29 protein-coding genes and 1 pseudogene are annotated in these 26,300 nt (G+C 69.7%); 18 read left to right on the forward strand and 12 right to left on the reverse strand.

Going from position 1 to position 26,300, the window contains the following annotated elements; translation table 11 throughout:
- The first annotated feature begins 52 nt into the window (after positions 1-52).
- The 6 genes from cofG to QE416_RS03800 all read left to right on the forward strand — a co-directional run bounded on the left by cofG (position 53) and on the right by QE416_RS03800 (position 7,511).
- A complete protein-coding gene (gene cofG, locus QE416_RS03775; RefSeq protein WP_307313619.1) occupies positions 53-2,554 on the forward strand; it encodes a 7,8-didemethyl-8-hydroxy-5-deazariboflavin synthase CofG in 2,502 nt (833 codons plus the stop codon).
- Positions 2,551-4,044: an NAD(P)/FAD-dependent oxidoreductase gene (locus QE416_RS03780; RefSeq protein WP_307313623.1), complete on the forward strand. Its 1,494-nt coding sequence runs from the start codon at positions 2,551-2,553 to the stop codon at positions 4,042-4,044. Before cofG ends, QE416_RS03780 begins: the two co-directional genes overlap by 4 nt.
- Entirely contained in the window at positions 4,041-5,051 is a 1,011-nt protein-coding gene (gene fgd / locus QE416_RS03785; RefSeq protein ID WP_307313625.1) for a glucose-6-phosphate dehydrogenase (coenzyme-F420), read from the forward strand. The genes QE416_RS03780 and fgd overlap by 4 nt, the downstream gene beginning before the upstream one ends.
- A gap of 88 nt (positions 5,052-5,139) precedes the next feature.
- Positions 5,140-5,775 (forward strand): 2-phospho-L-lactate guanylyltransferase, encoded by a 636-nt coding sequence (cofC, locus tag QE416_RS03790; protein ID WP_307313628.1) that lies wholly within the window; start codon positions 5,140-5,142, stop codon positions 5,773-5,775.
- Between the two features lie 88 nt (positions 5,776-5,863).
- Positions 5,864-6,445, forward strand: a complete 582-nt coding sequence (locus QE416_RS03795) for an RNA polymerase sigma factor (RefSeq protein ID WP_267788479.1) — start codon at positions 5,864-5,866, stop codon at positions 6,443-6,445.
- Entirely contained in the window at positions 6,438-7,511 is a 1,074-nt protein-coding gene (locus QE416_RS03800; RefSeq protein ID WP_307313629.1) for a CU044_5270 family protein, read from the forward strand. Before QE416_RS03795 ends, QE416_RS03800 begins: the two co-directional genes overlap by 8 nt.
- Positions 7,512-7,569: 58 nt before the next feature.
- On the opposite strand, the gene cofD is transcribed toward QE416_RS03800, so the two are convergent.
- A complete protein-coding gene (gene cofD / locus QE416_RS03805; protein WP_307313630.1) occupies positions 7,570-8,535 on the reverse strand; it encodes a 2-phospho-L-lactate transferase in 966 nt (321 codons plus the stop codon).
- Positions 8,536-8,618: 83 nt separating this feature from the next.
- On the opposite strand from cofD, the gene QE416_RS03810 reads away from it, so the two are divergent.
- The 11 genes from QE416_RS03810 to QE416_RS03860 all read left to right on the forward strand — a co-directional run bounded on the left by QE416_RS03810 (position 8,619) and on the right by QE416_RS03860 (position 16,167).
- Positions 8,619-9,023 carry a YbaB/EbfC family nucleoid-associated protein gene (locus tag QE416_RS03810; protein WP_307313631.1) on the forward strand — a complete coding sequence of 135 codons (405 nt, stop codon included), beginning with the start codon at positions 8,619-8,621 and terminating at the stop codon, positions 9,021-9,023.
- Positions 9,024-9,028: 5 nt separating this feature from the next.
- A complete protein-coding gene (locus tag QE416_RS03815) occupies positions 9,029-9,343 on the forward strand; it encodes a hypothetical protein (RefSeq protein ID WP_307313634.1) in 315 nt (104 codons plus the stop codon).
- Entirely contained in the window at positions 9,340-10,653 is a 1,314-nt protein-coding gene (locus tag QE416_RS03820) for a TNT domain-containing protein (protein WP_307313636.1), read from the forward strand. The genes QE416_RS03815 and QE416_RS03820 overlap by 4 nt, the downstream gene beginning before the upstream one ends.
- Before the next feature lie 1,001 nt (positions 10,654-11,654).
- Positions 11,655-11,975, forward strand: coding sequence for a hypothetical protein (locus QE416_RS03825; protein ID WP_141378278.1), 321 nt, complete (start codon positions 11,655-11,657; stop codon positions 11,973-11,975).
- Between the two features lie 370 nt (positions 11,976-12,345).
- Complete coding sequence (locus QE416_RS03830) at positions 12,346-12,747, forward strand: YbaB/EbfC family nucleoid-associated protein (RefSeq protein WP_267788486.1); 402 nt, start codon at positions 12,346-12,348, stop codon at positions 12,745-12,747.
- A gap of 5 nt (positions 12,748-12,752) precedes the next feature.
- Complete coding sequence (locus QE416_RS03835; RefSeq protein ID WP_056224595.1) at positions 12,753-13,067, forward strand: hypothetical protein; 315 nt, start codon at positions 12,753-12,755, stop codon at positions 13,065-13,067.
- Positions 13,064-14,413, forward strand: a complete 1,350-nt coding sequence (locus QE416_RS03840) for a TNT domain-containing protein (RefSeq protein WP_307313640.1) — start codon at positions 13,064-13,066, stop codon at positions 14,411-14,413. The genes QE416_RS03835 and QE416_RS03840 overlap by 4 nt, the downstream gene beginning before the upstream one ends.
- 2 nt (positions 14,414-14,415) lie before the next feature.
- Positions 14,416-14,763 (forward strand): hypothetical protein, encoded by a 348-nt coding sequence (locus QE416_RS03845; RefSeq protein ID WP_141378281.1) that lies wholly within the window; start codon positions 14,416-14,418, stop codon positions 14,761-14,763.
- A 38-nt stretch (positions 14,764-14,801) separates the two neighbouring features.
- Entirely contained in the window at positions 14,802-15,320 is a 519-nt protein-coding gene (locus QE416_RS03850; RefSeq protein WP_141378282.1) for a hypothetical protein, read from the forward strand.
- Positions 15,320-15,880: a hypothetical protein gene (locus QE416_RS03855; RefSeq protein ID WP_307313642.1), complete on the forward strand. Its 561-nt coding sequence runs from the start codon at positions 15,320-15,322 to the stop codon at positions 15,878-15,880. Before QE416_RS03850 ends, QE416_RS03855 begins: the two co-directional genes overlap by 1 nt.
- 17 nt (positions 15,881-15,897) lie before the next feature.
- Complete coding sequence (locus tag QE416_RS03860; RefSeq protein ID WP_307313645.1) at positions 15,898-16,167, forward strand: hypothetical protein; 270 nt, start codon at positions 15,898-15,900, stop codon at positions 16,165-16,167.
- Here QE416_RS03860 and QE416_RS03865 read toward each other — a convergent pair whose 3' ends face one another.
- From QE416_RS03865 to hemQ, 6 genes and pseudogenes are all read right to left on the reverse strand, one after another.
- Entirely contained in the window at positions 16,168-16,299 is a 132-nt protein-coding gene (locus QE416_RS03865; protein WP_267788495.1) for a hypothetical protein, read from the reverse strand. It abuts the gene before it with no gap.
- A 75-nt stretch (positions 16,300-16,374) separates the two neighbouring features.
- Positions 16,375-17,725: pseudogene (gene hemL, locus QE416_RS03870) on the reverse strand (glutamate-1-semialdehyde 2,1-aminomutase).
- Between the two features lie 74 nt (positions 17,726-17,799).
- Complete coding sequence (gene hemB, locus QE416_RS03875) at positions 17,800-18,783, reverse strand: porphobilinogen synthase (protein ID WP_307313649.1); 984 nt, start codon at positions 18,781-18,783, stop codon at positions 17,800-17,802.
- Positions 18,780-19,595, reverse strand: coding sequence for a uroporphyrinogen-III synthase (locus QE416_RS03880; RefSeq protein WP_307313651.1), 816 nt, complete (start codon positions 19,593-19,595; stop codon positions 18,780-18,782). The genes hemB and QE416_RS03880 overlap by 4 nt, the downstream gene beginning before the upstream one ends.
- Positions 19,592-20,593 carry a hydroxymethylbilane synthase gene (hemC, locus tag QE416_RS03885; RefSeq protein ID WP_307313653.1) on the reverse strand — a complete coding sequence of 334 codons (1,002 nt, stop codon included), beginning with the start codon at positions 20,591-20,593 and terminating at the stop codon, positions 19,592-19,594. Before hemC ends, QE416_RS03880 begins: the two co-directional genes overlap by 4 nt.
- Positions 20,590-21,261, reverse strand: a complete 672-nt coding sequence (gene hemQ, locus QE416_RS03890) for a hydrogen peroxide-dependent heme synthase (protein ID WP_267788499.1) — start codon at positions 21,259-21,261, stop codon at positions 20,590-20,592. The genes hemC and hemQ overlap by 4 nt, the downstream gene beginning before the upstream one ends.
- A 137-nt stretch (positions 21,262-21,398) precedes the next feature.
- Between hemQ and QE416_RS03895 the strand changes: the two genes are divergently transcribed.
- Complete coding sequence (locus QE416_RS03895) at positions 21,399-22,187, forward strand: DUF4239 domain-containing protein (RefSeq protein ID WP_307313656.1); 789 nt, start codon at positions 21,399-21,401, stop codon at positions 22,185-22,187.
- A 338-nt stretch (positions 22,188-22,525) separates the two neighbouring features.
- Here QE416_RS03895 and QE416_RS03900 read toward each other — a convergent pair whose 3' ends face one another.
- From QE416_RS03900 to hemE, 5 genes are all read right to left on the reverse strand, one after another.
- Entirely contained in the window at positions 22,526-22,804 is a 279-nt protein-coding gene (locus QE416_RS03900) for a hypothetical protein (protein WP_307313658.1), read from the reverse strand.
- Positions 22,794-23,204 carry a phage holin family protein gene (locus tag QE416_RS03905; protein WP_307313660.1) on the reverse strand — a complete coding sequence of 137 codons (411 nt, stop codon included), beginning with the start codon at positions 23,202-23,204 and terminating at the stop codon, positions 22,794-22,796. The genes QE416_RS03900 and QE416_RS03905 overlap by 11 nt, the downstream gene beginning before the upstream one ends.
- Positions 23,205-23,207: 3 nt before the next feature.
- Positions 23,208-23,609 carry a hypothetical protein gene (locus QE416_RS03910; RefSeq protein WP_307313663.1) on the reverse strand — a complete coding sequence of 134 codons (402 nt, stop codon included), beginning with the start codon at positions 23,607-23,609 and terminating at the stop codon, positions 23,208-23,210.
- Between the two features lie 111 nt (positions 23,610-23,720).
- Complete coding sequence (locus QE416_RS03915; protein WP_307313665.1) at positions 23,721-25,229, reverse strand: NAD(P)/FAD-dependent oxidoreductase; 1,509 nt, start codon at positions 25,227-25,229, stop codon at positions 23,721-23,723.
- Positions 25,226-26,263 (reverse strand): uroporphyrinogen decarboxylase, encoded by a 1,038-nt coding sequence (hemE, locus tag QE416_RS03920; RefSeq protein WP_307313666.1) that lies wholly within the window; start codon positions 26,261-26,263, stop codon positions 25,226-25,228. The genes QE416_RS03915 and hemE overlap by 4 nt, the downstream gene beginning before the upstream one ends.
- Between the last annotated feature and the right edge of the window lie 37 nt (positions 26,264-26,300).

Raw genomic sequence — 26,300 nt, forward strand, 5'->3', positions numbered from 1 at the left:
CGGTGCGCGTCGAGGCGGCCCGTATGTCGGAGGTGCGGGATAGCCTGGACGAATGAGCACGGGCAGCGCTGCGCCGCGAGTCGCACCGGCCCGAGGCGCTTCGATCGACGACCTTCTGGCGGCGATCTCGTCGGGTCACCGCCCCGACGTCGATGAGACCGAGGCGCTGTTGAGCGCCCCGCTCCCTGCGCTCTTGCGCGTCGCCTCGGCCCTGCGCGACGAGGGTCTCGACCGCGCCGGGCGCCACCGCGTCATCACGTACTCGCGCAAGGTGTTCGTCCCGCTCACCACGCTGTGCCGCGACCGGTGCCACTACTGCGTCTTCGTCGACACCCCCGGTCAGCTGAGCCTGCTGCGAAAGCCGGCGTACATGAGCCCCGAGCAGGTGCTCTCCGTCGTGCGCCAGGGTCAGGCTCTCGGCTGCAAAGAGGCGCTCCTCACCCTCGGCGACCGCCCGGAAGAGCGCTGGCCCGAAGCCCGCGCCTGGCTGGACGATCACGGTTTCGCCTCGACCATCGACTACGTCGCGCACATCGCCCGACTCATCACCGCCGAGACCGGCATGCTCGTGCACGCCAACCCCGGCGTCATGCACCCCGACGAGCTCGCCGCCCTCCGCCCGGTGTCGCCGTCGATGGGCATGATGCTCGAGACCACCTCGCGCCGGCTGTACGAGGAGCCCGGGCAGGTGCACTTCGGCTCGCCCGACAAAGACCCGGCGCTGCGCCTGAAGGTCATCGACGACGCCGGGGCCGCCGGCATCCCGTTCACCACGGGCATTCTCGTCGGGATCGGCGAGACCGTGCGCGACCGCGCCGAGTCGCTCGTCGCCCTGCGCGAGATCGACGACCGGCACGGTCACGTGCAAGAGGTCATCGTGCAGAACTTCCGTGCGAAGCCCCGCACCGCGATGCAGGGCGCGCCGGATGCCGACATGCACGACTACCTGGCCGCGGTGGCCGTCGCGCGGCTCGTGTTCGGCGCCGATATGCGCATCCAGGTCCCGCCGAACCTCTCCGACCCGCGCGAGCTGGGGCTGCTGATCGAGGCGGGCATCGACGACTGGGGCGGGGTCTCGCCCCTCACCGCCGACCACGTCAACCCCGAGCGACCGTGGCCGCAGATCGACGACCTCGCCGCCCAGACCGCGACCCGCGGCTTTTACCTGCGCGAGCGTCTCACCGCACACCCCGAGTACGTCGCGGATGCCGCTCGCTGGCTCGACCCGGCGCTTCGCGAGCCGGTTCTGGCGTTGGCCGATGCCACGGGGCTCGCGGCCGACGTGATCCCGCAGGGCACCGATGCCCGCGCGAGGGGCGCGGACGACGTCTCGACGGAAGGAGATTCCGCAGCGGGAGGATCCCTTCGCGCCGAAGCCTCCTCTCGTGGCGAATCCTCTTCCGCTCGCGGGGGCGCCCCCGACCACGACCCCGGGGTGAAGCGGCTGGCCGAGCGGGCGGCATCCCGAGCCTCCGATCTCGACGACGACGACTGGGTACGACTCCTGCGCGCGGAAGGCGCTGAGCTCGACGAGCTCACCGCGGCCGCCGATGACGCCCGCCGGTACACCGTCGGCGAACCCGTGACCCTCGTGCAGAACCGCAACCTCACCTCGACGGGGTTCCGGCGCGCCGGCCGTACGGGCAGCGGCGAGTTCGATCTCGAGGACGCAGCGGAGATCACTGCCGACGCCGCGGCCCTGGGGGCCACCGAGATCTGCATCCAGGGCTCGCTCGTGCCCGCCGAAGATCCCGCCGCCTACCTGGACCTCGTGCGCACGGTGAAGCGCGCAGCTCCCGGCATCCACGTCCACGCCTATCGCCCCGCCGATGTCCGCGACCTGGCCGAGCGCGGGGGTCTCGGTCTCGACGGTGCCCTCGCAGCGATGCGCGAGGCCGGGGTCGACACCGTTCCGGGTACGGGCGTGAAGGTCCTCAGCGAGCGTGTGCGCGCCCTCGTCGCACCGTTCGATCTCGAGATCGACAGGTGGATCGAGGGGATCACCGCGGCTCACCGGTCGGGGTTCCGCTCGACGTCGGTGTTGTTCTACGGGCATGTCGAAACCGCCCAGGAGCGCATCGCGCATCTGCGGCGCCTGCGCGAGATCCAGGCCGAGACCGGCGGCTTCGCCGAGTTCGTACCGATTCCCCTGCCCGGCGGCGACGTGGCGCTCGTCGAGGGCCGCAGCCCGGTCGACGAGCATCGTGCGATGGTCGCCGTGTCGCGCCTCGCGCTGTCGGGGAGCATCTCGCACGTGCAGATCCCGTGGACCCGCGTCGGTCGCGAGACGGCGGCCGCGCTGCTGCGCTCCGGCGGAGACGACCTGGGCGGAACGCTCTACGACGGACGCGTCCTGCCCGATACCGGTATCGAGCACGGGCTCGAGCTGCCGGTCTCCGCAGCCGAGCGCATCGCGCGAAGCCTCATGCGTCCCTTCCGACTGCGGACGACGGACTACCGGGTGGCGGTGCCGCTGCCCGACCCGTCCGCCCCGTACATCGAAACGAGCGGGGGCACCCGCTACGCCCTCCCCGCCGACGGGCCGCGCGCGTGAGGATCCTCGACGCCGCGATCGTCGGGGCAGGGTTCGCCGGCCTCGCCATGGCCGGTGCCCTCCGCCGCGCCGGGCGCGACGACTTCGTCGTGCTCGAACGCGCCGACGACGTGGGCGGCACCTGGCGCGACAACACCTACCCGGGTGTCGCCTGCGACGTGCCGGCGCACCTGTACAGCCTCGCCGCCCACCCGAACGCGCGATGGTCTCGCACCTTCGCCCCCGGCGGAGAGATCCAGGACTACCTGCGCGGCGTCGCCGAAAGCGAAGCCCTGGGCGATCGACTGCGTCTTCGCACCCCGATGCTCGGAGCGCGGTGGGATGCCGAGGACGCAGTGTGGCGCATCGACACCGGCGCCGAGCCGCTCGTCGCCCGTGCCCTCGTCCTCGCGTGCGGTCGGCTGACCGAGCCGAACGTCCCCGCCATCGCCGGGCTCGAGTCATTCCCCGGGCCGCTGTTCCATTCGGCTCGCTGGGACCACGACGCCGACCTCACGGGGATGCGCGTCGCGGTGGTGGGGACCGGAGCGAGCGCCGTGCAGCTCGTGCCCGAACTCGCCCGCACCGCCGCCCACGTGACGCTGTTCCAGCGCACGCCGGCCTGGATCATGCCCCGCGGCGGCGGCGACATCCCCGCCGCCGAGCGCGATCGGCTCGCCGAGAATCCCGGAGCCCTCGCGCGACTACGGGCTGAGCTCTACGCCGAGGGCGAGCAGCGCTTCGCCTCGCGTTCGGGCGACGCCGCGGCATCCGCCACCGCCCGTGATGCCGCCGTCGCACACCTGCACGCGCAGGTCGCCGACCCTGCACTGCGCGCGGCGCTCACCCCCGACTACGCCTTCGGCTGCAAGCGCGTGCTGCTCTCGGACGCGTTCTACCCCGCCGTCGCCTCGGAGGCCGTGACCCTCGAGCCGACGGCCCTCTCGCGCGTCGACGGCTCCACGCTCACCGCCGCCGGCGGAGAGACCCACGAGGCCGACGTGCTCGTGCTCGCCACCGGATTCGCCGCCGCCCAGCAGCCCTACGCCGATCTCGTCCGCGGCGACGAGACGACCCTCGCCGAGCACTGGTCGGAGGGCATGACCTCGTTCGGCTCCACCGTGGTCGCGGGCTTCCCGAACCTCTTCGTCCTCAACGGCCCCAATGCCAGCCTCGGGCACAATTCCGCCGTGCTCATGGCCGAGGAGCAGGCCGCCTACGTGGTGCGCGCTCTCGCCGAGCGCGACCGCCGCCCCGACCGGGTGCTGCGCGTCCGCCCCGAGGCCGAGGCGGATTACACAGACGAGATCGCCGCCGCCGCGGCATCCACTCCCTGGATGACCGGCGGATGCCGCAACTGGTACGTCGACGAGCGTTCGGGGCGGCTGACCCTGCTGTGGCCGGGCACCGTCCAGGCGTTCCGCGAGCGCCTCACCGGCGCCGACGGGTCGGAGTTCGAACCCGGCGCACAGCCCCGTGCGCAGCTGACACATAAGAGGAGCCACCCATGAGCATTCCCCTCAGATTCGGTTACAAGGCCTCGAGCGAGCAGTTCGGGCCGAACGAGCTACTCGACTTCGGGGTGCTCGCCGAGAAGATGGGCTTCGACTCCGTCTTCCTCTCCGATCACCTGCAGCCGTGGATGCACGACGGCGGTCACGCCCCCAACGCCCTCCCCTGGCTCGGTGCCCTCGGTGCGCGCACCGAGCGCGTCATCATCGGAACCTCGGTGCTGACCCCGACCTTCCGCTACCACCCGGGCGTCATCGCGCAGGTGTTCGCGACCCTCGGCGTGATGTACCCCGGCCGCGTCGTGCTCGGCGTCGGGACGGGCGAGGCCCTCAACGAGGTCACGCTCGGTCTCGAGTGGCCCGAGCCGCCCGAGCGCTTCCAGCGACTCAAAGAGGCGATCGCGATCATCAACGAGCTGTGGGCCGGCGAACGCGTCACCTACGAGGGCACCTACTACTCGGTCAAGGACGCCACGATCTACGACCGCCCCGAGCAGAAGGTGCCGATCTACATCGGAGCCTCGGGCCCCGCCGCCACGCGCCTGGCCGGCCGCATCGCCGAGGGATACATCACCACGAGCGGCAAGGATCCCGAGCTCTACACCGACAAGCTCCTCCCCGCCCTCGACGACGGCCTCGCCAAGGCGGGCCGCACGCGCGACGACGTCGACACCCTCATGGAGGTGAAGGTGTCGTACCACCCCGATCACGACACCGCGATGGAGAAGACGCGCTTCTGGGCGCCGCTCGCCCTCACCGCCGAAGAGAAGATGAGCGTCCACGACCCCATCGAGATGCAGCGGCTCGCGAACGAACTGCCGATCGAGCGGGCGGCGTCGCGCTTCATCGTCTCGACCGACCCCGACGAGCACGTCGAGCGCATCGCGCAGTACGTCGACCTCGGCTTCCGCCACCTCGTGTTCCACGACCCCGGCCACGACCAGGAGGAGTTCCTGCGCATGTACGGTGAGGAGATCCTCCCTCGCCTGCGCAAGCGGTTCAGCTGAGGCGGGCGGCGGGGCGGGCCGTGCATCTTTTGCGGCACCCCGCTACCCCCGCGCGGAAATGTCGGGGGTTCGGCACACAATGGAGGCAATGAGCACCCCCGACACCTCCGGCTGGACGATCGTCGTCCCGGTGAAACCCGCCGCGGTCGGCAAGACGCGTCTCACCGACGTCGGTACCGACCGCGAGGCCCTCGCGCGCGCCATCGCGCTCGACACCATCACCGCCGCAGCCGCCGCCGACCTGGTGTCACGCGTCATCGTCGTCACCGACGACGAGGGCGTCCGCGCCGAGTTCCGCCGCTCGCGCACCGTCGAAGTCGTGCCCGAGGGCGACACCCGCGGTCTCAACGCAGCCATTGCTCTGGGGGCAGCCGTCGCGGGTGTCGGTTCGCCCCGCGCCGCCCTGCTCGGCGACGTCCCCGCCCTGCGGCCCGCCGATCTCGACGCCGCGCTCGAGCGCGCGGCATCCGTCGAACGAGGTCTGGTCACGGATGCCGAGGGCACGGGCTCCACGCTCATCACTGCACGCGCCGGGGCGGTGTGGGTCTCGGCCTTCGGTCCCGACTCCGCCGCACGCCACCGCCTGCTCGGCTGCACCGACCTGAGCGTCGCGCGCGACTCGACGCTGCACCGCGACGTCGACACCGCCGCGCAGCTCTCCGAGGCCGTGGCGCTGGGCGTGGGGCCGCGGACGGCGGCGGTCTTGGCGGCGGCAGCGGCCTGAGCGGGCTGGGTGTCCGAGCGTTCGACCGCATTCCCGAAATCCGACGAGCGAATCGAGAACCTTTTCCGCGAATCGGACAATACCCAGTGTGAGCACCCACGACGGCGACATCATCGTGCGGTCCCTGACACACGGGGCCGTCTTCGCCGATCTCTATGACCGGCACCAGCGCGTGGTGCACCGTTACGTCGGCAGACGCCTCGGCGTAGCCTTCGCCGAAGACGTGACGTCCGAGACGTTCCTCGTCGCCTTCGCGCGTCGGGCCTCGTTCACCGGTGGCCTCGACGCGCGCCCGTGGCTCCTCGGTATCGCCACCGTCCTGATGCAGAAGCACTCGCGCCTCGAGGCCCGGGCCTGGCGAGGAATGCTCGCGGCCGACATCGCACGAGTGCACGTCGACGACATCGAGACCGCCGAGGAGCGGATGGATGCCGATGGACTCGCCCCGCACCTCGGCACCGCGCTCGCCGACCTGTCACGCGGCGACCGTGACGTGCTGCTGCTCCATACGTTCGGAGACCTCGATTATGCGGGGATCGCCGAAGCCCTCGACATTCCCCTGGGAACGGTCCGCTCACGTCTGAGCCGCGCGCGGCGAAAGGTCCGCGCTGCGATCACCCCGCACATCACCCCGGCTCCGAGCCGAGAAAGAGAGCACCACCGTGGATGAGATCTCGCTGCTGAACCGCGTCCGGGCCGACGTTCCCGAGCGGAATCCTGACGACGTGATCCGCGGCCGCGCCGCGCTGTTACGCGCAATCGACGCGCCCGCCGCTCCCCCCGCTCGCCGTCATCCACGCCAGCGGTGGATCTGGGTCGGTTCGGCTGTGGCGGCAACCTGCGCCCTCACCGGGGTGCTCGTGTTCGGCGGCGCCCTCGGCGCCCCGGTCGGTGCGGACCCCGCCGCAGCGGCGGTATTGGGCTCAGCCGCCGCGGCGGCACGCAGCGTGACGGACCCCGTCGTCGGTCCGGGACAGTACCTCGAGGTGCGCACCGACGCTCTGTACGCCGCCATGGGCACCACCGAGGCGGATGCCGAGGAGGCCCGCCGCGAGAACGACGGCAACCTCCGGGACGGCGACCTGACGACGTTTCTCGAACGCGACCTGCGAGCCCTCTGGGTGCCAGCCGACCGATCAGCTGACTGGATCGAGGTTCGGTGCGCGCGTGAGCCCGTGCAGACGTTCGGCCCCCGCTCGGAGACGTTCGCCGCTGAGGCAGGGGGCCTCGAACACGACGCACGTCAAGCGTTCCCGGGAGGAAAGACCGAGAGCGGCTACTCCGTCGTCACCCTCGATGCCAACACCGCCGCCGCGCTCCCTCGCGACCCACGGCAACTGCTCCAGAAGATCTATCAGGACAACGGGGCTGCCGGACCGTCGCGCGATGGAGAGGCCCTGGTGTGGATCGCCGATCGCCTCCGCTCGGGAACCGTTTCGGCCGAACTGCGCTCGGTCTTCTACGACACCGCAGCACTCATCCCCGGCGTCACGATCACCGAGCAGCAGGCCACGCTGAACGGCCGGACCGGCACCGCGATTGGCCGCGACGAGACCGAGGGCGGCTTCCGCCAGGACATCATCATCGATCCCGAGACCGGGGCGTTCATCGGCGAACGGCAGGTTCTCCTGCATCCGGTCGCCGACTTGCCAGCGGGGACGGCCACCGGCTCCAGCGCCGTGACCACGACGGTCGTGGACGCGGCGCCCGAGGGTACGAGCCTGTGCGGGGGGTGAGGGGATTGGGGCCTGCAGACCTGCTGCTTCCGCCCACGCTCAGTGTGACCGTCGCGTTTCAGACCCCCAGTGCCGCCTCGGTGATCGCGGCCGAGGTCGCCTCGTCTCGCATCCACAACGGGGCGACCACCGCGCGGATAGCGGCGGCCTCGACGTCCGCGGCCGCAGCCGCATCCTCCTCCGCGAGCAGCCACGCATCGAGCACGCCGCCCGCCGACCGTGCGCCGTAGTGCCGGGCGACTGCCGCGGCGGAGGTCTCGACCCCGATCGCCGTCAGGCACACGTCGGCCATGCCGCGCACGACCCGCCCGCCGATGATCGGCGAGACGCCGACGACTTTCGCAGACGTCTCCCGGACGGCATCCCGAATTCCGGGAACCGCCAGGATCGGCCCGATCGACACGACGGGGTTAGACGGCGCGATGAGGACGACATCGGCCCCCGCGATCGCCTCGGCGATGCCCGGGGCGGGCACGGCATCCGCGATCCCGGGGTTCTCGAAGGCGCGGGGCGTGAGTTGGGCGCGGTGGCGCGTCCACCACTCCTGGAAGTGCATTCGCCCGCCGTCCTCGAGCAGCACGTGGGTGTCGACCTCGCTATCGGTCATGGGGAGCACCCGGATGCCGAGCGGCCACCGTTCCGCCATGCGCGCGAGCACCTGGGTCGGGGTGTGTCCGTCACGAAGCCACCCGGTGCGGGCCAGGTGGGTGCCGAGGTCGAGGTCGCCGAGCGTGAACCACGGCCAGCCCGCGCCCCACGCCTGGAGTTCTTCGTTGACGCGTTCGGTGTCGCCCGCGCGACCCCAGCCGCGCTCGGTGTCGTTCACCCCGGCGAGGGCGTAGGTGATCGAGTCGACGTCGGGCTGCAACCGCACGCCCGAGAGCCACAGGTCGTCGCCCGTGTTAACGATGACGGTGGCCTCGGGAGCGTTCAGCCGGCGAAGGGCGGCGCGGACGCCGAGGGTGAACTTCGACCCCCCGACTCCACCGGCGAGCACGACAACACGGGGCTGGGAGAGAAGCATTGGTTCAGTCTTTCACCCGCGGGGCGGATGAAATTGTTCACATGGTGCTGCTCGCTCATGAGGAGAACGACTACGCTCGCGGGGTGACAGACCTCTTCTCTTCGGGTGAAGCCGAGGCGGCCATCGCCCGGATCGAGCAGCAGGTGGCCGAAGCGCAGGTTCGGGCAGCCCAGGCGCAACAGGTGCAGGCCGACACCGACGCCGTCCGCGCGTCGGCGACGTCGCCGCGTCGGGAGATCACCGTGACCGTGGATGCCGCGGGTCGACTGGCCGGCATCCGCCTCGCCGACGCGGCTTACGACCTGCGCACCGACGCGTTGGAGCAGTTGATCGTGGAGACGGCCGGGCGGGCCCAACGTCTCGCCGGCGAGCAGGCGTTGGAGATCTCGCGCGCCGCTTTCGGTGCGGACTCGCCGATCGTCGAGCGGCTCGCGGGAGAGATCGATCGCGAGCCGCCGTCCGCACCGCCCGCCGGATTCCGGGTCTGAGTCCGATGGCCGATCGCATCGCCATCGATGCCGAGCTGATCAGCGCGCACGCGTCTCGGCTGGGTGCCGTGGCATCCGATATCTCCGTCGCCCGCGACGCGGGTTCCTCGGGCGGGCTGAACGCGGAAGCCTTCGGCGTTCTGTGCTCGTTCCTCGTTCCACCCGCCACGATGGTCGCGGACGCCGCACGGTCGATGATCGGCGCCGCCGAAGACATGGTGCGACGCTCAGCGACCGAGATTGTGGGGGTGGGAAGCGACATGGAGGCTTACGAGCAGAAGGTGCTCGAGACCGTCCGGGCACTGGAGGCGGGCCTGTGAGCAACGCCCTGATCGCCGGCCCCGTCGACACCGCGACGCCGTTCAGCGGGGCGGGTCTGCTCGATTCCGGGACTCAACTCGTCGCGGCGATCGAGTCAGGCAACTGGGTCGAGGGCGGGCTTGCAGCGTTCGGAGCGGTGGCCGACACCGTCGCCGCCGTGATGGACCCTCTCGGCTCGCTGATCGCCGCGGGCCTGGGCTGGCTGATCGATCACTTCGAGCCCATCAAGGGCTGGTTCAACGACCTGACCGGCGACGCCGGAGCGGTCGCCGGCTTCGCGCAGACATGGACCAACGTCCAGAACCAGCTCGATGCTTCCGCCGACTACCTCGAGCGCGTCATCACCGACCTCGACGACATGGCCGGCGAGGCGATCGAGGCATATCGCCGGTTCCAGACCGACGCTGCCGCCCACATCCGCGCCTCCGCGTCATGGGCCGGAGCCATGTCGACCGGCCTGCAGATCGCGTCGACCATCGTGCAGGTCGTTCACGACCTCGTGCGCGACATCCTGTCGCAGCTCGTGGGCTCGGCGATCTCGTGGGCCACACAGGCCGTGGTCACCGTCGGCATCGCCACCCCCTGGATCATCGCGCAGGTGTCGTCGCGCGTAGCGAGCTGGACCGCGAAGATCAGCTCCAAGCTCACCGGTCTGCTGCGCTCGTGCGGCAAGCTCGGGGATCTGCTGACGGAGCTGCGGGCGCTAATGGCTCAGGTCGCCGAGAAGTTCTCCGCAGTGCTAGACAAGGGGAAGACCGCAGTTCATAACGCGAAAGAAGCCGTTGTCGCCCTACCGGGTGTGCGTCGGCTGGACCCACGTCGAGACCAGCTTGTGAGTGATATGAAACAGTGGGCGGCAAATGCGCATCTGCCTGACTACAGACCATTCGGGAACCTCGACGGAAATTCGTTCATCGATACTCACTTGCGGCGCTTCACTCGAGAGGGTCACGCGGATTGGAGATGGCCAGAATCAAACGGCTTCGATACCTCGCTCCCCATAGACCCGGCCAGCACGGTACTCAGCAAGAACGATACGATAACGCGCCTTACTCCGGCTCCGATCCTGAAGGACATCGGTGAGTACGCGTCCCCTCCGGGCACAGCATTCGTTACTCAAAGCCTCCCACCAGATCGCCTCGCACCAAGCTTCAAAACACACGAGCTCATCGTCCTCAAGGAACTCCCCGAGGAAGTCAAAGTGGGGAACATTCAAGCAGACTTCCAGCAGCCCGGCGGAGGGACTCAATTCTATTTTCCTGGCGGAATATCGAAGTGGATTGAAGCCGGCTACTTGAAGCCGAAGTAGGAAAGAGCGAATAGTGGATTACGAAAAATTGAAAGAACTCGTGAGAGAGAGAGTGGGCGTCGAGGGGGTGCCGCGGATCATTTCCTTAGCTCATGACGGCAAGCCAATCCCTACGGTCATCTGTCTCGTAAAGCATGAGGGCGGACGATTCACTGCCACGCGGGGTGACCTACGGACTATAGCGCGCCCTGTCCTCAACGAGGCGGGGGAGGAACTGACGTTCGCCAGCGAGGCGGATGCCTGCGCGTGGGCGTGGCAAGATCTCGAGCCCGGACTGGGCGTGACGCCTACATATTCACCGGAGGAGGAGCGAGAATCACTCGCAAGTGGAGATAGACAGCGCGCGCGGCGGGAACAGCGTCTTCGGGAGTGGAAGGCCGCGAGCGGAGCCATCTCCGACTGAAAATACCGCCCAGACGGTCGCATGCCTCAGGCCGAGGATCAAGCAAGGCCACTGCCTGCCGCCCGCTGGCCTTGCCGACCGCGGGGCGGAATTTTGTCGATACACATCTCCGGGGTTTCTATGAGAACGGATACCCGGAGTGGACATGGCCGCCTGATGGCGGGTTCGACACCTCGCGGCCAATAAGACCCGCATCGGAAGTTCTTTCCGAAGGGAAATGATCACCCGAATATCACCTGCCAGGCCAGAGGAAGACACAGGAAAGTTTGCTTCCCCTGCGTCGGTCACGTTCCAGGAACGCAGCATTCCCCCGGAATGCCTGTCGCCGGCTTTCTCCTCGTATACCCTGAAGGTGGACAAGGAGCTTCACACCCGAGAGCCACAGGTCGTCGCCCGTGTTAACGACGACGGTGGCCTCGGGAGCGTTTCAGCCGGCGAAGGGCGGCGCGGACGCCGAGGGTGAACTTCGCCCCCCGACTCCACCGGCGAGCACGACGACACGGGGCGGGGGAGGAAGCATTGGTTCAGTCTTCCACCCCGACCTGGCCTGCTCACCCGTCGGTTTTACCGGTGATGGGCCCGGGGTACGATCGCCCGCATGACCGAGGCTGCCCGCGCCGTTGACCAGACGGTGATCAGCGACGCCTTGGTGCGCTATATCGGTGAGGGGCGTTCACCCATGCCGGTCGACGACCCTTCGTCAGTGATCACGACATGTCCGCGCGAGGCGCTCTCTCTGCAGCAGGAGATCCGCCGGATTCTGGCAGTTTCTGAAGCGATCACCCTTCATGACGTGGGCCCGTTCGACCAGTCGCTGCGGCACCGGCTGCATGCGCGCATCCAGGAGCTTTTTCCTGGACTGTCGGGAGACGCGGTCAGGGCCATCGGCTGGCGCTGGGGCTTTCTCAATCTGCGCTGACCGGTTCGGTCGAGGCGTGATGAGCGGCGCAGCCAGCCTCAGACAGAAACGTGAAAGGAGTTGTGTATGGGCAATGATCTTGGATGCCAGATCTGTCTGTCGCACTCCGGAAAGCCGTATCAACCGCGATTTGTCCTCGCCACGTCTCCGTCCGACCTGTTGTATCGGTGTGACTTCTGCCGGACGTGGTGGATCGGAACGCAGCGCTACCAGAACCCCGTGTCACCGGATGCCGCTCGAGCGGCATTCCCCGAAGCGCGCATAGAAGACTGAGACACCTCACCCAGATGGCGCCAGCACGAACGGCGCGAAAATGAAAGTTCTCACATCTTTGACCCAGGTCATGGACTTGAGGGCTACGATCACCCGAGTGACAGACCTCTTCTCCTCTCGTGAAGCCGAGGCGGCCATCGCCCGGATCGAGCAGCAGGTGGCCGAAGCGCAGGTTCGGGCAGCGCAGGCGCAGCAGGTGCAGGCGGACATCGACGCGGTCCGCGCTTCGGCGACCTCTCCGCGTCGCGAGGTCACGGTGACCGTCGACGCAGCGGGTCGACTGGCCGGTATCCGCCTCGCCGATGCGGCGTACGAGCTGCGTCCCGATGCGCTGGAGCAACTGATCGTCGAGACCGCCGGGCGCGCTCAGGTGCTGGCAGGCGAGCAGGCGTTGGAGATCACCCGGGTCGCGTTCGGGGCTGATTCTCCGATCGTCGGTCACCTCGCGGGTGAACTCGATCGTGAGCCCCCGGCCCAGCCCATGGGCTTCCGGGTCTGACGCGCGTGGCCGATCGCATCGCCGTCGACTCCGAGCTCATCGGCTCGCACGCCTCGCGATTGAGCGCCGTGGCATCCGACATCTCCGTCGCCCGTGACGCAGGATCGTCCGGCGGATTGAACGCCGAGGCGTTCGGGGTGCTGTGTTCGTTCCTCGTGCCGCCCGCGACGATGGTGGCCGACGCCGCTCGGTCGTTGATCGGTGCCGCCGAAGACATGGTGCGCCGCTCCGCCACCGAGATCGTCGGGGTCGGCAGCGACATGGACGCGTACGAGCAGAAGGTGCTCGAGTCGATCCGCGCGTTGGAGACGGGCCTGTGAGCAACGCGCTCGTCGCCGGTCCGGTCGACACAGCGACGCCGTTCAGCGGCGCCGGGCTCCTCGATTCCGGGACCCAATTGGCATCCGCCATCGAGTCCGGCAACTGGGTCGAGGGCGGCCTCGCCGCCTTCAGCACCGTCGTCGATACCGTCGCCACCGCCATCGACCCGCTCGGCTCGCTCATCGCCGCCGGCCTCGGCTGGCTCATCGACCACTTCGAGCCGATCAAGGGCTGGTTCAACGACCTCACGGGCGATGCCGGCGCCGTCGCCGGGTTCTCGCAGACGTGGACCAACGTCCAGAACCAGCTCAACAGCTCCGCCGACTACCTCGACCGCGTCGTCAGCGACCTCGACGACATGGCCGGCGAAGCGATCGAGGCCTACCGCCGGTTCCAGACCGACGCAGCCGCCCACATCCGCGCCTCCGGCCTATGGGCGGGCGCCATGGCCACCGGACTGCAGATCGCCTCCACGATCGTCCAGGTCGTCCACGACCTCGTCCGCGACATCCTTTCGCAGCTCGTCGGTTCGGCGATCTCGTGGGCCACCGAAGCCGTCGTCACCGTGGGCCTCGCCACCCCCTGGATCATCAGCCAGGTCTCTTCCCGCGTTGCGAGCTGGACCGCCAAGATCAGCGGCAAGCTCACCGGCCTGCTGCGCTCGTGCGGCAAGCTCGGGGACCTGTTGAACGAGTTGCGGGCGCTGATGAGCAAGGGGGCGAGTCTCCTCGAGAAGGTGCCCCGCCGTGCCGCCGGCGGCAGGCCCGCCGCCGACGCGCCTTCCGCACACCCGCACGAGCCGACCTCGCCGCTTCCCGATCCGCCGCCGGTCGCCCGGAATCCATCGGATCACCTCGGTCCCTCGGAAGTCACCGACGCAACCCCGGGGCACACCAACATCCCCGATTCATATCAGCGCTTCGGCGACCTCTCGGAGTCTGAGTTCGTTGAGAAGTACTGGAACCCTGAAAGCGTCAACTACGACAAATCGACGGGCGGATGGCGCTACCCGCCGGATGACGGGTTCGACCTGTCGGCGGGGAGGGCCCCGAAGGAAGTCGACCTCCCCGAGGGCTACATCATGGACCGCTACGGCGAGCCGTACGGTAGATACACGTCGCCTTCGGGCACGCCGTTCCCGGAGCGAGCGATCCCGCCGGACTCGGTCGGTCAGCCTTATTTCCAGTACCGGGTGACCAAGCCCTTCGACGAAGAGTCCGGGATGCCGCGCGCCGGTGCCATCGCGCCATGGTTCGAGCAGCCCGGTGGAGGCGTTCAGTTCCACCTCCCGAAGCCCGTCCAGTGGCTTGAGGAACACGGGTACCTCACGAAAGTCGAGAATTGAGCATGCAAGACCTGACATTCGAGCAGTTGTGCGGTCTGCTCCGCGATGAGTTCGGCTCTGCTCCCATCTCGAGCCCTCAACACCCACGCGTGGGCGACGGCGATCCTGTTACCGGTGATCTGATCCTCCGGGAAGACGGGCCGTCCTCCTTCGCGGTTGGGGCGCAGGATCGTGGCCAGTGGTCTGAACTGGCGCGTTTCGCATCGGAGTCGGAGGCGTGCGCCTTCATCCTCGAACAAGTACGCAGGACGCATCGCCCGGGGGTGCGCCTGACTCCCGGAGAGAAGGCAGAATCCGAACGCGTCACGCGCAACTTCGACGACGAATTGCGCCGGTCGCTGGGGCTGTAGCCGCACCGCTGACGAACACGCACGAAACACGAGCACTCATGTTCGATCCCGCAGAAGCGGCGACGCGCTTCCTGCAAGCGCTCGAGAAGCTACCGACTTACACAGGAATCGTGTTCCACGGACTCCCCTCGGTCCCGCAGCTCGCGCCTGCTCGATGGACCCGTGGCGTCACCGCCACCAGTAAAGACCCGCGGATCGCGACCGAGAACTTTTCCACGCCCGCGATTGCCGCCATCGTCAGCCGTACCGGACGCGACATCGCGGCGTTCTCCGCGCATCCCGCGGAGCAGGAGGTGGTTCTTCCCCCGGAGGTCGTCCTCCTCGAGGTGGCCCACACCCGTCTCCCGGACGGTCGTCCGGTGGTCATCGTCGAGCAACTGGCGGAGCCGGACCCGAGGGCTGATCTCCCTCCGACTCTCGATGCCCTTGTCGCCGCCGTGCATGAGCTTTTGCAGCTGGCACAGGCTGGTGAGCCGTCAACCATCACCACCCCGGGCAAGTTCGTGGAGCCATTCTTCTTCCTCGACGAAGAGAGCGGCGCCCACACCGAGTCCTAATGCGATCTTTCTCCGCCCGCATTCACGACCCGGAGCAGCCGAAACCCCTCGGCTGCCCCGCGTGCCTCGACCTGGCGATGCGCGAAGGTCAGCCCGCCTTCATCGTCGCGACGTCGCCCGACGATTTCCTGTACCGGTGCGACTTCTGCCAGACCTGGTGGACCGCCAACAGCAGGTTCCGCAATCCCGCCACGGTCGTCGACGCCCGAGCGCGCTTCCCCGAACAGCGCATCGCGTCAGCGCCCGTCGTCGACGATGCACAGCTGAGCGAGGCGATCGTGCTCTTCACCGGGTGGGGCGTGACGCCGGAACCAATCGACGACGTCGCCCCTGTGGCGGCGCGATTCCCGAAAGATTTCCCGGCGCTCGAGCCGGTCTTGGCCGCGTTCGTCCGCGGTTCCGCATCGATCGTCTTCCACGAGGTGGCGCCCTCCGATGACGGGCTCCTCGGCCGCGTCCGAGCCCGTCTGGGGCTGATCATGCCCCGCCTCTCCGATGACGCCCTGGACGCCCTCACCTGGCGCTGGCCCTTCGTAGTACCGCAGACCTCTCCGTTCTAGACCGCTCAGAAGACACCATGACCCTCGACACCGCCCTCACCGCCTACATCTGGGCCGACGGCTCCGCCGTCCCCGGCCGGCATCCCGAATCCGTCCCCGACCGAGCCCTCCGCGACCGTGTCGAGGGCCTGATCGAGCGAATGGATGCCGTGACCCCCGGCGCCGACGCCACGGATCTCGCCGCGTGGGCCGACCGCACCGTCCGCGCGATAGCGAGCCAGTACGGCGACGTCAGCGAGGCCGGCATCCGGGCCCTTTCGGCCCTGCTCAGCTGGACCTGGCGCTGATCAGACCTGGCCGCGCGGGCACGGCTGCCACGTCGCGCGCCGACGCCGCGGGGCCATGGAGGTGGGCCACCACGACGCGAGCCGCGACAGCAGCGACGAGAAGGCGGTGGGCTGAGTGCGTGCGGGGAGCATGACTCCAGCCTCGCGACCGGGCCTGCCCCGCGCATCATCGCAAAGGACGAAACGCATCCCCCTCGGGGATGATCCCTACTGCGCGAGCAGCGTCGGATCCAGCGCCTCCGCGGCCGCCTTCGCCGCCACCGGCAGCGCCTCGAGCACGCGGTCAAGGGCGACGTCGTCGTGGGCGGCGGTGAGGAACCAGGCCTCGAACACGCTCGGGGGCAGCGAGACGCCGGCATCCAGCATCGCGTGGAAGAACGGGGCGTAGCGGTACGACTGCTGCGTCAGGGCGGTGGCGTAGTCGAGGGGTACCTCGGGCAGGAACGCGACGCCGAAGAGCGACCCCGCGCGCGGGACGGCGTGCACGACGCCCTCGGCCGTCAGCGCGGCGTCCAGCGCCTCCGACACCTGAGCGGCCGCGGCGTCGACCGCCGCATAGACCTCGGGCGTCGCGAGGCGGAGCGTCGCGAGGCCTGCAGCCACCGACAGCGGGTTCCCCGACAGCGTTCCCGCCTGGTACACCGGGCCCAGGGGCGCCAGATGGTCCATGATCTCGGCGCGACCGGCGAGAGCGGCCAGAGGCATGCCGCCGCCGATGACCTTGCCGTACGTGAGGATGTCGGGCAGATAGCGCTCGCCCTGCGAGGCCTGCAGGCCCCAGAATCCGGCGGGGTGCACGCGGAAACCGGTGAGCACCTCGTCCATGATCAAACAGGGCGCCGTGGCTGTGCGCGATGTCGGCGAGCGCGGCGTTGAAGCCGGGGAGCGGCGGAACGACTCCCATGTTGGCCGAGGCGGCCTCGACGATGATCGCGGCGATGTTCTCGCCGTGCACCTCGAACACCTCGCGCACCGCGTCGAGATCGTTGTACGGCAGCACGAGCGTTTGCGCGGCGATCGGAGCGGGAACACCCGCGGATCCGGGCAGCGCGAGCGTGGCGACGCCCGAGCCCGCCGCAGCCAACAGCCCGTCGGAGTGCCCGTGGTAGTGCCCGGCGAACTTGATCAGCAGATCGCGACCGGTGACACCGCGCGCCAGGCGGATGGCGGTCATCGTCGCCTCAGTGCCGGTCGAGACCAGGCGCACCTTCTCGATCGGCTTCAGGTCGCCGACCTGCACGCGCTGTGCGACGAGATCGGCGAGCTCGACCTCGGCCCCCGTCGGGGCGCCGAAGGACAGACCACGGGATGCCGCGGACTGCACCGCCCCGACCACCTCGGGGTGCGCGTGACCGAGGAGCGCCGGGCCCCACGACGCGACGAGGTCGACGTACTCGCGACCCGCGGCATCCGTGATCCGAGAGCCGGAGGCCGACTGCACGAACCGCGGCGTGCCACCCACGGAGCCGTACGCGCGAACGGGCGAGTTCACGCCCCCCGGGATGACGTCCTTCGCGCGGGCGAACCACTGGTCGTTGAGATCGGTCATGGCATCCATTCTTCCGGGCAGCACGGGGAAAGGGGTCGGGTCCGGGCGCTTCACGGCCACCCGACGACCCCGCAAGACAGGGCTCAGAGCTCGGCGCGCAGCCAGCGGGCGGCCTCGACCGCCCAGTACGTCAGGATCGCGTCGGCACCGGCACGGCGGATGCCGAGCAGGCTCTCCATGATCGCGCCCCGGCGATCGATCCAGCCGTGGGCGGCGGCGGCCTCGACCATCGCGTACTCGCCCGACACCTGGTACGCCCACACGGGGACGTCGACGGAGGCCTTCACGTCGGCGAGCACGTCGAGGTACGGCAGGGCCGGCTTGACCATGACGACGTCGGCGCCCTCTTCGACATCGAGCAGCGCTTCGCGCACGCCCTCGCGGCCGTTGCCGGGGTCGAGCTGGTACGAGCGGCGGTCGCCCTTCAGCTGCGAGTCGACGGCCTCGCGGAAGGGGCCGTAGAACGCGCCCGCGTACTTCGCCGAGTAGGCCAGGATCAGCGTGTCGGTGAAGCCCTCGGCATCCAGCGCCTCACGCACCGCACCGACCTGGCCGTCCATCATTCCCGACAGGCCCAGCATGGCCGAGCCCGCGCGCGCCTGCGCCAGACCCATCGCCGTGTAGCGCTCGAGAGTGGCGTCGTTGTCGACGGCGCCGTCATCGCGCAGCACGCCGCAGTGGCCGTGATCGGTGAACTCGTCGAGGCACAGGTCGGTCTGCACGACCACCGCGTCGCCGACCTCGGCCACCACGGCCTCGGTGGCGAGGTTCAGGATGCCGTTCGGGTCGTCGGCCCCGGAGCCCACGGCGTCGCGCGTCTCGGGCACGCCGAAGAGCATGACCCCGCCGATGCGCTGCTCGGCCGCCTCGGCGACCGCACGGCGGAGCGAGTCCATCGAGTGCTGCACGATGCCCGGCATCGAACCGATCGGGCTCGGCTCGGTGAGTCCTTCGCGCACGAACATCGGCAGCACGAGCTGCGAGGGCACGAGGTGCGTTTCTCGAGCGAGACGACGGACGGCGGGGGTGCGGCGCAGACGCCGCGGGCGGTGCTCGGGAAAGCTCATGGGGTCGATTCGTCGATGTTCAGGGGAAAGCGGGCGACGGCGTCGATGAGGGAGTCGACCGTCTGGGTCTCGGCCACGACGTCGACGCTGAGTCCGGCGCGCTTGGCGTCTTTGGCGGTGCGCGGACCGATCGCGGCGATGACGGTGGATGCCGGAACCTCGGGGAACTGCTCGACGACCTGCTCGGCGACCGAGCCACTGGTGACGAGGATCGCGTTGATGCGCCCCGACTGCACGTCGCCGGCGATCTTCTCAGTGACCGGGACCCCGACCGTGCGATAGGCGACGACACTGCGGACATCGTGCCCGGCCTCGATGAGCAGGCGCGTGAGCACGGGCTTGGCGATCTCGCTTCGGAGGGTGAGGACCTTCCGCGGCTCGGTCTCGAGCTCGATCATCTGCTCGGCCATGCCCTGGGCCGAGTTGTCGCGCTCGGGGACGAGATCGACGTGGTAGCCGACGGCCTGCATAGCGGCCGCGGTGGTCTCACCGACGACCGCGACCTTCGTCTCGGCGGGGATGACCGCCTTGTAGGCGTACAGCACGTCGACGGTGGTGGCGCTCGTGAGCGTCAGCCAGTCGAAGGCGCCGGCGGCGAGATCGGCGAGGGCCTCGTCGAGGGTCGCCTGATCGTTCGTGGGTGCGAAGTTGATCAGCGGCGCGATGACGGGCACGGCGCCGAGCTGTCGAAGGCTCGCGGCGACGCCGTCGCCCCAGGGGCCTCCTCGGGGAACGAGGACGCGTCGACCGGCAAGCGGTTTCGGCACGCTGCCCGTCGAGGGGTTCGGCGTGTGCTGGTGGCCTTCGTTCATGTGGTCGACTCTCGTGGTACCAGGTCGGCCGCCCCGCGTTCGAGCAACCGACGCGCGGCTTCTCGGCCCGTTCGCGTCGCTTGCGCGATCGGTCCCCCGTCGTCGGCAGCATCAGCTCCATTGCCACTGCCCGTAGTGTCCCCACCATACCCCGGGTCGAGACGCACCGTCCGGTCTACGCCGATCCTTTGTGTCCCATCGAGCGCGTAGACGATCGCGCGCAGACGCAGGTCGCCCTCGACAAGCGAGGCGTGCGTGCCCACGGGTGCGCTGCACCCGGCGTCGAGCGCCGAGAGGACCGTGCGCTCGGCCGTGATGGCCACGCGGGTGAGTTCGTCGTCCAACCGGGCGAGAGCGGCGTAGATCTCGGGATCGATGTCGTCGCGGGTCTCGACGGCGAGCGAGCCCTGTCCCGGAGCGGTCGGCCACTCCGACAGACCGAGCTCTTCGGCGAGAAGGCCACCGAGGTCGCCGCCGAGCCGCGAGATGCCCGCGGCCGCGAGGATCACGGCATCCAGCTCTCCATCGCGCACCCGCGCGAGACGCGAGTCGACGTTGCCGCGGATGTCGTGGATGTCGACTCCCGGGTTGTGGCGCAGCGCCTGGGCGATACGACGGGGCGAGCCGGTGCCCACACGCGCACCGGCGGCGAGAGCGCCCAGCGGGGTGCCGTCGCGGGTGACGACCACGTCGCGCGCATCTGCCCGCGCGGGCGTCGCCGCGATGACCAGACCGTCGGGCTGCTGGGTCGGCAGGTCTTTGAGCGAGTGCACGAGGAAGTCGCAGCGATCCGCGGCGAGCGCCTCGCGCAGACCGTTCGCGAACACCCCGCGTCCGCCCAGCTGCGACAGCGAGGCGCGGTTGACGTCGCCCTCCGAGACGATCGGCACCAGCTCGACGGGACGACCGGATACCGCTGAGACGGCATCGGCGACCATCTGCGACTGGGTCATCGCCAGGTTGCTGCGGCGAGTGCCGAGACGCAGGGGCGCGGTCACTGAAGGATCTCGGGGATCTCGTCGAGAGTGACCAGCCGACCGGTGTAGAACGGCACCTCCTCGCGCACGTGGCGACGGGCCTCTGTGTACCGCAGGTCACGCATCATGTCGACGAGGTCGGTGAGGACGTCCGCTTCCATGGGGAGGAGCCACTCGTAGTCGCCGAGGGCGAACGACGCCACCGTGTTGGCGATGACGCCCTTGTACGCCGAGCCCTTCTTGCCGTGCTCGATGAGCATCTCGCGGCGCTCGGCCTCGGGCAGGAGGTACCACTCGTAGCTGCGCACGAAGGGGTACAGGCACAGCCACTGCTGCGCCTCGATACCGCGGAGGAAGCCGGGCACGTGCGAGCGGTTGAACTCCGCGTCGCGGTGCACGCCCATCGCGTTCCAGGTGGGGAGGAGGTTCTTCAGCAGATCGGTGCGGCGGAGGCGCCGCAGGTCGCGCTGAAGGGCCTGCGGGTCTTCGCCGTACAACCAGACCATGAGGTCGGCGTCGGCGCGCAGGCCGCTCACGTCGTAGAAACCGCGCACGGTGACGCCGTCGGCCTCGATGAGCGAGACGAGATCGGCCAGTTCGGTCGCGTCGGTGGCGGTGACCGCGTTTTCGGGATCGCGGCGGAAAACCGCCCACAACGTGTACACAGAGGAGGAGCTGTCGTCGGACATACTCCCAGTCTCGTCCGGTCGGGGCGGCGGTCCAAACCGGTTGACTCGCCGACGAACCACCGCCACGTGCGCAAGCCGCTTCCCCGTTGGTACTGTGCGACGACGGCGTCGGGGTACGCCCTTCGAGAGGCCTGCCGATGTGGTTGTACGACCTTCCCATGTATCTGGGGCTGCCGCTGTTCATCGTCCTGGTCGTGGGAGGTTCGTGCGCGATCCTGCTGGCCCTGCGGAGGTGGGTACGCCGGGCAGCACCGCGCGGTGAGGAGTGGGACCGCGTGCTCAGCTACGCGGTGGGCGTCTACGGCGTCTTCTACGGCGTGACCCTCGCGCTCATCGCCACGGCGGCCTACGGCAACTTCACCGAGGTCGACGGCGTCGTGCTCGAGGAGTCGTCGTCGCTCGCCTCGCTGTACCGCACCGCGGCGCTGCTCCCCGACCCGCAAGGCGACGAACTGCAGGCCCAGATCACCCAGTACGCCCGCAACGTCATCGACCTGGACTGGCCCCGACAGCGGCGTCTGGAGATCCCCGCCGAGACGGATGCCAATGTATCGGCCATGCAGCGGGCGATCGGCGCCGTGCAGCCGACGACGGCCGCCGAGACGCTCTACGTGCAGCAGTCCCTCGATCAGTTCCAGCTGCTGGTGGAGAACCGCCGCGACCGCATCGCGCTCACCCACCTCGCGCTGCCGAGTGTGCTGTGGATCGTGCTGGGCGTAGGTGCGGTGCTCAACGCGATCCTCCTCGGCCTGATCGAGGTGCGAAACCTCCGGGTGCACCTGTTGATGTCGAGCATGCTCGCGCTGTTCGTGGCCCTGTTGCTGTACGCGATCGCCGGATTCGACCACGCCTACGCGGGCCCGATCGCCGTGACACCGGAGTACTTCGAAGACCTGTTGAAGGGGCTCTTCGCGAACGAACCGTAGGCGGGGCCGTGCGTCGGGTAACCGGTGGGTTGCCGGGGTCACGGCATCCGGTCGTGAACCATCCCGCGGAGACCACGGCCGACACACCGCGGGACCGCCCCTCGTACCGGCGCGTCGCGGACGAAGTCCGCAGGACGGCCGGGCTCGGGTAGCCCCTGGGTTGCCGGGGTCACGGCATCCGGTCGTGAACCGTCCCGCGGAGACCACGGCCGACACACCGCGGGACCGCCCCTCGTACCGGCGCGTCGCGGACGAAGTCCGCAGGACGGCCACGCCCGGGCCCCCGGAATCACGAAGCGGCCCGACCCCCGGAGGGAGACGGGCCGCTTCGGACGATCTCAGCGCGTGTAGGCGCGGACGATGCCCCAGACGGCCAGGCCGACCAGAGCGGCGACGCCCGCGACGGCGGCGGCCGCGGCACCGGGGTTCTGCTGAGCCTTCTCGCGAACCTCCTGCACCTTGCGCTCGACGGCCTCGCTCGCGCGACGCGGGGCGTTGGCCTTGACCTCGATGGCCGCGAGGGCGGCTTTGAGCTCGGCGCGGGCCGACTGCACCGGGTCGGTGATGCCGAGGGGCACCGCGGTACGCGGAACGGGGACGGGACGATCAATACTCATCGCGGGCCTCCTTCACGATTCGGACGTCTTCGGCGATGGCCTTGCCGGGGTTCTCGCGCTTCGAGAGCTTCTTGAAGCGCAGGTAGCCCAGAAGGGCGAGGATCGCGGTGACGACGATCATCACGCCGAAGACGACGAGCGCCGACAGCCAGACGGGCCACCACGACGACAGCCCCGCGATCACGAACGCGAAGAAGACCGGAACGGCCCAGAAGACGACGATCAGGGCGCCGACGAACCATCCGGCGCCGATCCCGGCGTCTTTCGCCGTGCGCTGCGCCCACGCCTTCGCGCCGTTGATCTCGGCGACGACGAGATTGCGCACCAAATCGGGGATGTCGCCGATGAGGGTGAACAGACTGTCGTCGGAACGATCGCGGAATCCGCGCGGAGTGGTCATGCGTCAGCTCCCGGACGAGGTGGAGCCGCTCTTGGCCGCCTGCGCGCGCGTGGTGGCCGCCTTCTCCGCCTGCTTGGCGTCGTCGACGGAATCCTCGACGACATCGGCCACCTCGTGGGCCGACTGCTTCGCGGCGCGTCCCGCGCGCTCGGCGCGCTCCTGCACGGTGCCGGAACCGGACGCCGCGCCGGTGACCGACTTCGCGCCCTTCCACACCACGCCGGGGACGGACTTGAGAGCGGAGACGCCGAACGCCTTCACCTTCTCGACCTGTCCTTGGACGACGGGCTGGTCCCAGACCTTGGCGGCCTGAGTCTTGATCTGCTCGTACCGGTCGCGGCCTGCGCGTGCACCGAGCACGTAGCCCGCCACGAGTCCGACGACGAGTGCTGCTTTGCCCCTCATGGGGTCTCCTCACGCTCGATCCAGTGCTGGTCGAATCTCACAGTAGTCACGTATGCCGCGATCGGCATCCACCCTTGACAGGCGGCGCGGCATGGTCGAGTGGCGATCGCGTCAAGTGGACCAGAGCGCGTCGCTGCGGACGCGGTCGGCCTCGTCGCGGGCATCGGGGATGACCTGAGCGAGGCCCGTGCCCGAGATCCACGCGCCCGTCGCGCCGAGACCCGGCACCGCGCGCACGGCGCCCCGCGCGGCAGCGGTCTCGGCCGCCCGTCCGATGGTCGCGGCGGGCTGCGACTGCACGTAGCGCACCCGATGGGCATCGCGCAGAGCGGATGCCGACAACTCGACGCCGAGCATCGCCGAGGCCTCCGAGAGGGCCAGGGCTGCGGCCGCTTCGTCGTCGAGGGCCGCGGTCGCGGGCTCTTCGCCCTGTGCTCCGAACGAGACGCGCACGACGTGGATGCCGGGCTCAGCGGCATCCCGAACCCAATCCCACTTCGCCGTGGAGTGCGTGAGCGCTTTGGCGACGTGGCTTCCGGGAACGGTGAGGACGCCCGTTCCGCGCGGAGCCGGGTCGAGCGCGGGGGCATGGACGACCAGGGTCACCACCTCGACGACGGGGGCGACCGGGCCGCCCACCTCGAGGCCCGGAACGACGGGCGCCAGCAGTTCGCGCGCGGGCCCCTCGGGAAGGGCGACGATCACGGCCCGGGCCGCCAGCGGCTCGTCGTCGGCGGAGGTCGCGACCGTCCAGCCGTCGACGGTCTTGCTCAACGCACGGGCGGAGACCCCGGTGCGGAGCTCGACGCCGTTCTCGCGCAGGCCCGCGACGAGGGCGTCGACCAGGCGGGACATGCCTCCCGCGATCCCCTCGACCGCGCCACCCGGGGCGGGGGTCTTCGCGGCACTGCCCGACACGACGGGAACGCCGGATGCCGGCTGATCGGCGGGCCGCGCGGCGGCACGGCTCGCACGGAGATCGGCGACCGCGCCCGTGAGCGACCCGGTCCGCGTCAGTGCCGCGTTCAGTCCCGGGGCCGCCAGGTCGATGTCGATGTCGTCGGGGCGGGCCGAATAGACCCCGCTCGTGACCGGCGCGACCAGGCGGTCGAGCACGCGGGCACCCAAGCGCGATCGCACGAGCTTGCCGAGGCTGTGCGCGTGACCGATCGTCAGCGGGGGACGGAGCCGATCCAGGTACGCACGCCACGAACCCGACCAGCCGATGACGCGTCGCACGTCGGGGGCGAAGGGATTGTCCGGGATGCCGAGCACCCCGCCCTTCGGAAGCGGCGCCGCCCCGACTCCCGGCACACCCGCGACCCACGCGCCCGCGGGATTGGGTGAGACGATGTCGTCGGACAGGTCGAGCTCGTCGAGGAGCTTTCGCACGATGCCGCCGCGTGTCGCGAAGCTCTCGGCGCCGACGTCCAGCGTCATCCCGCCGACCTCGGCGGTGCGCAGGACCCCGCCGAAGACCTCGGAGGCCTCGAGGACGGTGACCTGCAGGCCGACCTTCGCGCACTCGCGCGCCGCGACGAGGCCCGAGACGCCACCGCCGACGACGATGATCCGTGTCTCATGGGCGTGCCGGACGAGGCGACCGAGGGGCTCGCTCACGCGTCTTCGCCGTGTGCGCGGGCGACGATGCGGGTCAGCACCTCGGGGTCGGTGTCGGGCGGCACGCCGTGACCGAGGTTCAGGATGTGCGCGCGCGCCGCACGACCGCGGGCGAGGACGTCGTCGACATGGGCGGCGAGCACCGGCCACGGAGCCCCCAGCAACGCCGGGTCGAGATTGCCCTGCAGCGTGACGTCGGGGCCCACGATGGCTGCCGCCTCATCGAGCGGCATCCGCCAGTCGACACCCACCGCGTCGGCGAGACCGCCCAGGCGCATGTCGTCGAGGAAGGCACCGGTGCCGACACCGAAGTGGATGCGGGGCACCTCGATGCCCTCGAGTGCCGCGTGCGAGTGCGGAGCGATGAACTCCCGGAAGGTGGCGGGCGACAGCGACCCCGCCCACGAGTCGAAGAGCTGCACGGCCTGCGCGCCGCCGGCGATCTGCGCGTCGAGGAAGGCGCGCGAGACCTTCGAGAGCCAGCCGGCCAGGCGGTGCCACGACTCGGGGTCGGCATGCATCATGCCGCGGGCGCGCAGGTGTTCCTTGCTCGGCCCACCCTCGACGAGGTACGCAGCGAGGGTGAAGGGAGCACCGGCGAAGCCGATGAGAGGAACCGCGTCGTCGAGCTCGGCGGTCACGCGGCGGGCGGCTTCGCGGACCGGCTCGGCCGCGGCGGCGACCTCGTCGGGGTCGATCGCGGTGATCCGCGCCACGTCGTCCGCGGTGCGCACGGGGTCGGCGAACACCGGACCGCGACCCGGCTCGATTACGACATCGACGCCGGCCAGACGCAGGGGCACGACGATGTCGCTGAAGAAGATGGCCGCGTCGACGTTGTGACGGCGGATGGGCTGGAGGGTGATCTCCGCCGCGAGGTCGGGGGTCAGACACGCGTCGAGCATGCGGGTTCCCACGCGGAGCTCCCGGTATTCGGGCAGCGAGCGCCCCGCCTGACGCATGAACCACACCGGCTGCCGCTCGGGACGGTCGCCACGGAGGGCACGGAGCAGGGGCGCGTCGAGGGAGGCCATGGCATCCATCCTTCCACCCGCGCCTGGACAACACGGG

The organism is Microbacterium sp. SORGH_AS_0421, from assembly GCF_030818635.1.
Lineage (GTDB): Bacteria > Actinomycetota > Actinomycetes > Actinomycetales > Microbacteriaceae > Microbacterium.

Bases quoted from the DNA above. Each gene is read 5' to 3' on its own strand.
- QE416_RS03850 (WP_141378282.1), top strand. From the start codon at position 14,802: ATGTTCGATCCCGCAGAAGCGGCGACGCGCTTCCTGCAAGCGCTCGAG.
- hemB (WP_307313649.1), bottom strand. From the start codon at position 18,783: ATGAGCTTTCCCGAGCACCGCCCGCGGCGTCTGCGCCGCACCCCCGCC.
- cofG (WP_307313619.1), top strand. From the start codon at position 53: ATGAGCACGGGCAGCGCTGCGCCGCGAGTCGCACCGGCCCGAGGCGCT.
- QE416_RS03880 (WP_307313651.1), bottom strand. From the start codon at position 19,595: ATGAACGAAGGCCACCAGCACACGCCGAACCCCTCGACGGGCAGCGTG.
- QE416_RS03895 (WP_307313656.1), top strand. From the start codon at position 21,399: ATGTGGTTGTACGACCTTCCCATGTATCTGGGGCTGCCGCTGTTCATC.
- fgd (WP_307313625.1), top strand. From the start codon at position 4,041: ATGAGCATTCCCCTCAGATTCGGTTACAAGGCCTCGAGCGAGCAGTTC.
- QE416_RS03905 (WP_307313660.1), bottom strand. From the start codon at position 23,204: ATGACCACTCCGCGCGGATTCCGCGATCGTTCCGACGACAGTCTGTTC.
- QE416_RS03900 (WP_307313658.1), bottom strand. From the start codon at position 22,804: ATGAGTATTGATCGTCCCGTCCCCGTTCCGCGTACCGCGGTGCCCCTC.
- QE416_RS03910 (WP_307313663.1), bottom strand. From the start codon at position 23,609: ATGAGGGGCAAAGCAGCACTCGTCGTCGGACTCGTGGCGGGCTACGTG.
- cofD (WP_307313630.1), bottom strand. From the start codon at position 8,535: ATGCTTCTCTCCCAGCCCCGTGTTGTCGTGCTCGCCGGTGGAGTCGGG.
- hemQ (WP_267788499.1), bottom strand. From the start codon at position 21,261: ATGTCCGACGACAGCTCCTCCTCTGTGTACACGTTGTGGGCGGTTTTC.
- cofC (WP_307313628.1), top strand. From the start codon at position 5,140: ATGAGCACCCCCGACACCTCCGGCTGGACGATCGTCGTCCCGGTGAAA.
- QE416_RS03855 (WP_307313642.1), top strand. From the start codon at position 15,320: ATGCGATCTTTCTCCGCCCGCATTCACGACCCGGAGCAGCCGAAACCC.
- QE416_RS03825 (WP_141378278.1), top strand. From the start codon at position 11,655: ATGACCGAGGCTGCCCGCGCCGTTGACCAGACGGTGATCAGCGACGCC.
- QE416_RS03865 (WP_267788495.1), bottom strand. From the start codon at position 16,299: ATGCTCCCCGCACGCACTCAGCCCACCGCCTTCTCGTCGCTGCTGTCG.
- QE416_RS03845 (WP_141378281.1), top strand. From the start codon at position 14,416: ATGCAAGACCTGACATTCGAGCAGTTGTGCGGTCTGCTCCGCGATGAG.
- QE416_RS03860 (WP_307313645.1), top strand. From the start codon at position 15,898: ATGACCCTCGACACCGCCCTCACCGCCTACATCTGGGCCGACGGCTCC.
- QE416_RS03815 (WP_307313634.1), top strand. From the start codon at position 9,029: ATGGCCGATCGCATCGCCATCGATGCCGAGCTGATCAGCGCGCACGCG.
- hemE (WP_307313666.1), bottom strand. From the start codon at position 26,263: ATGGCCTCCCTCGACGCGCCCCTGCTCCGTGCCCTCCGTGGCGACCGT.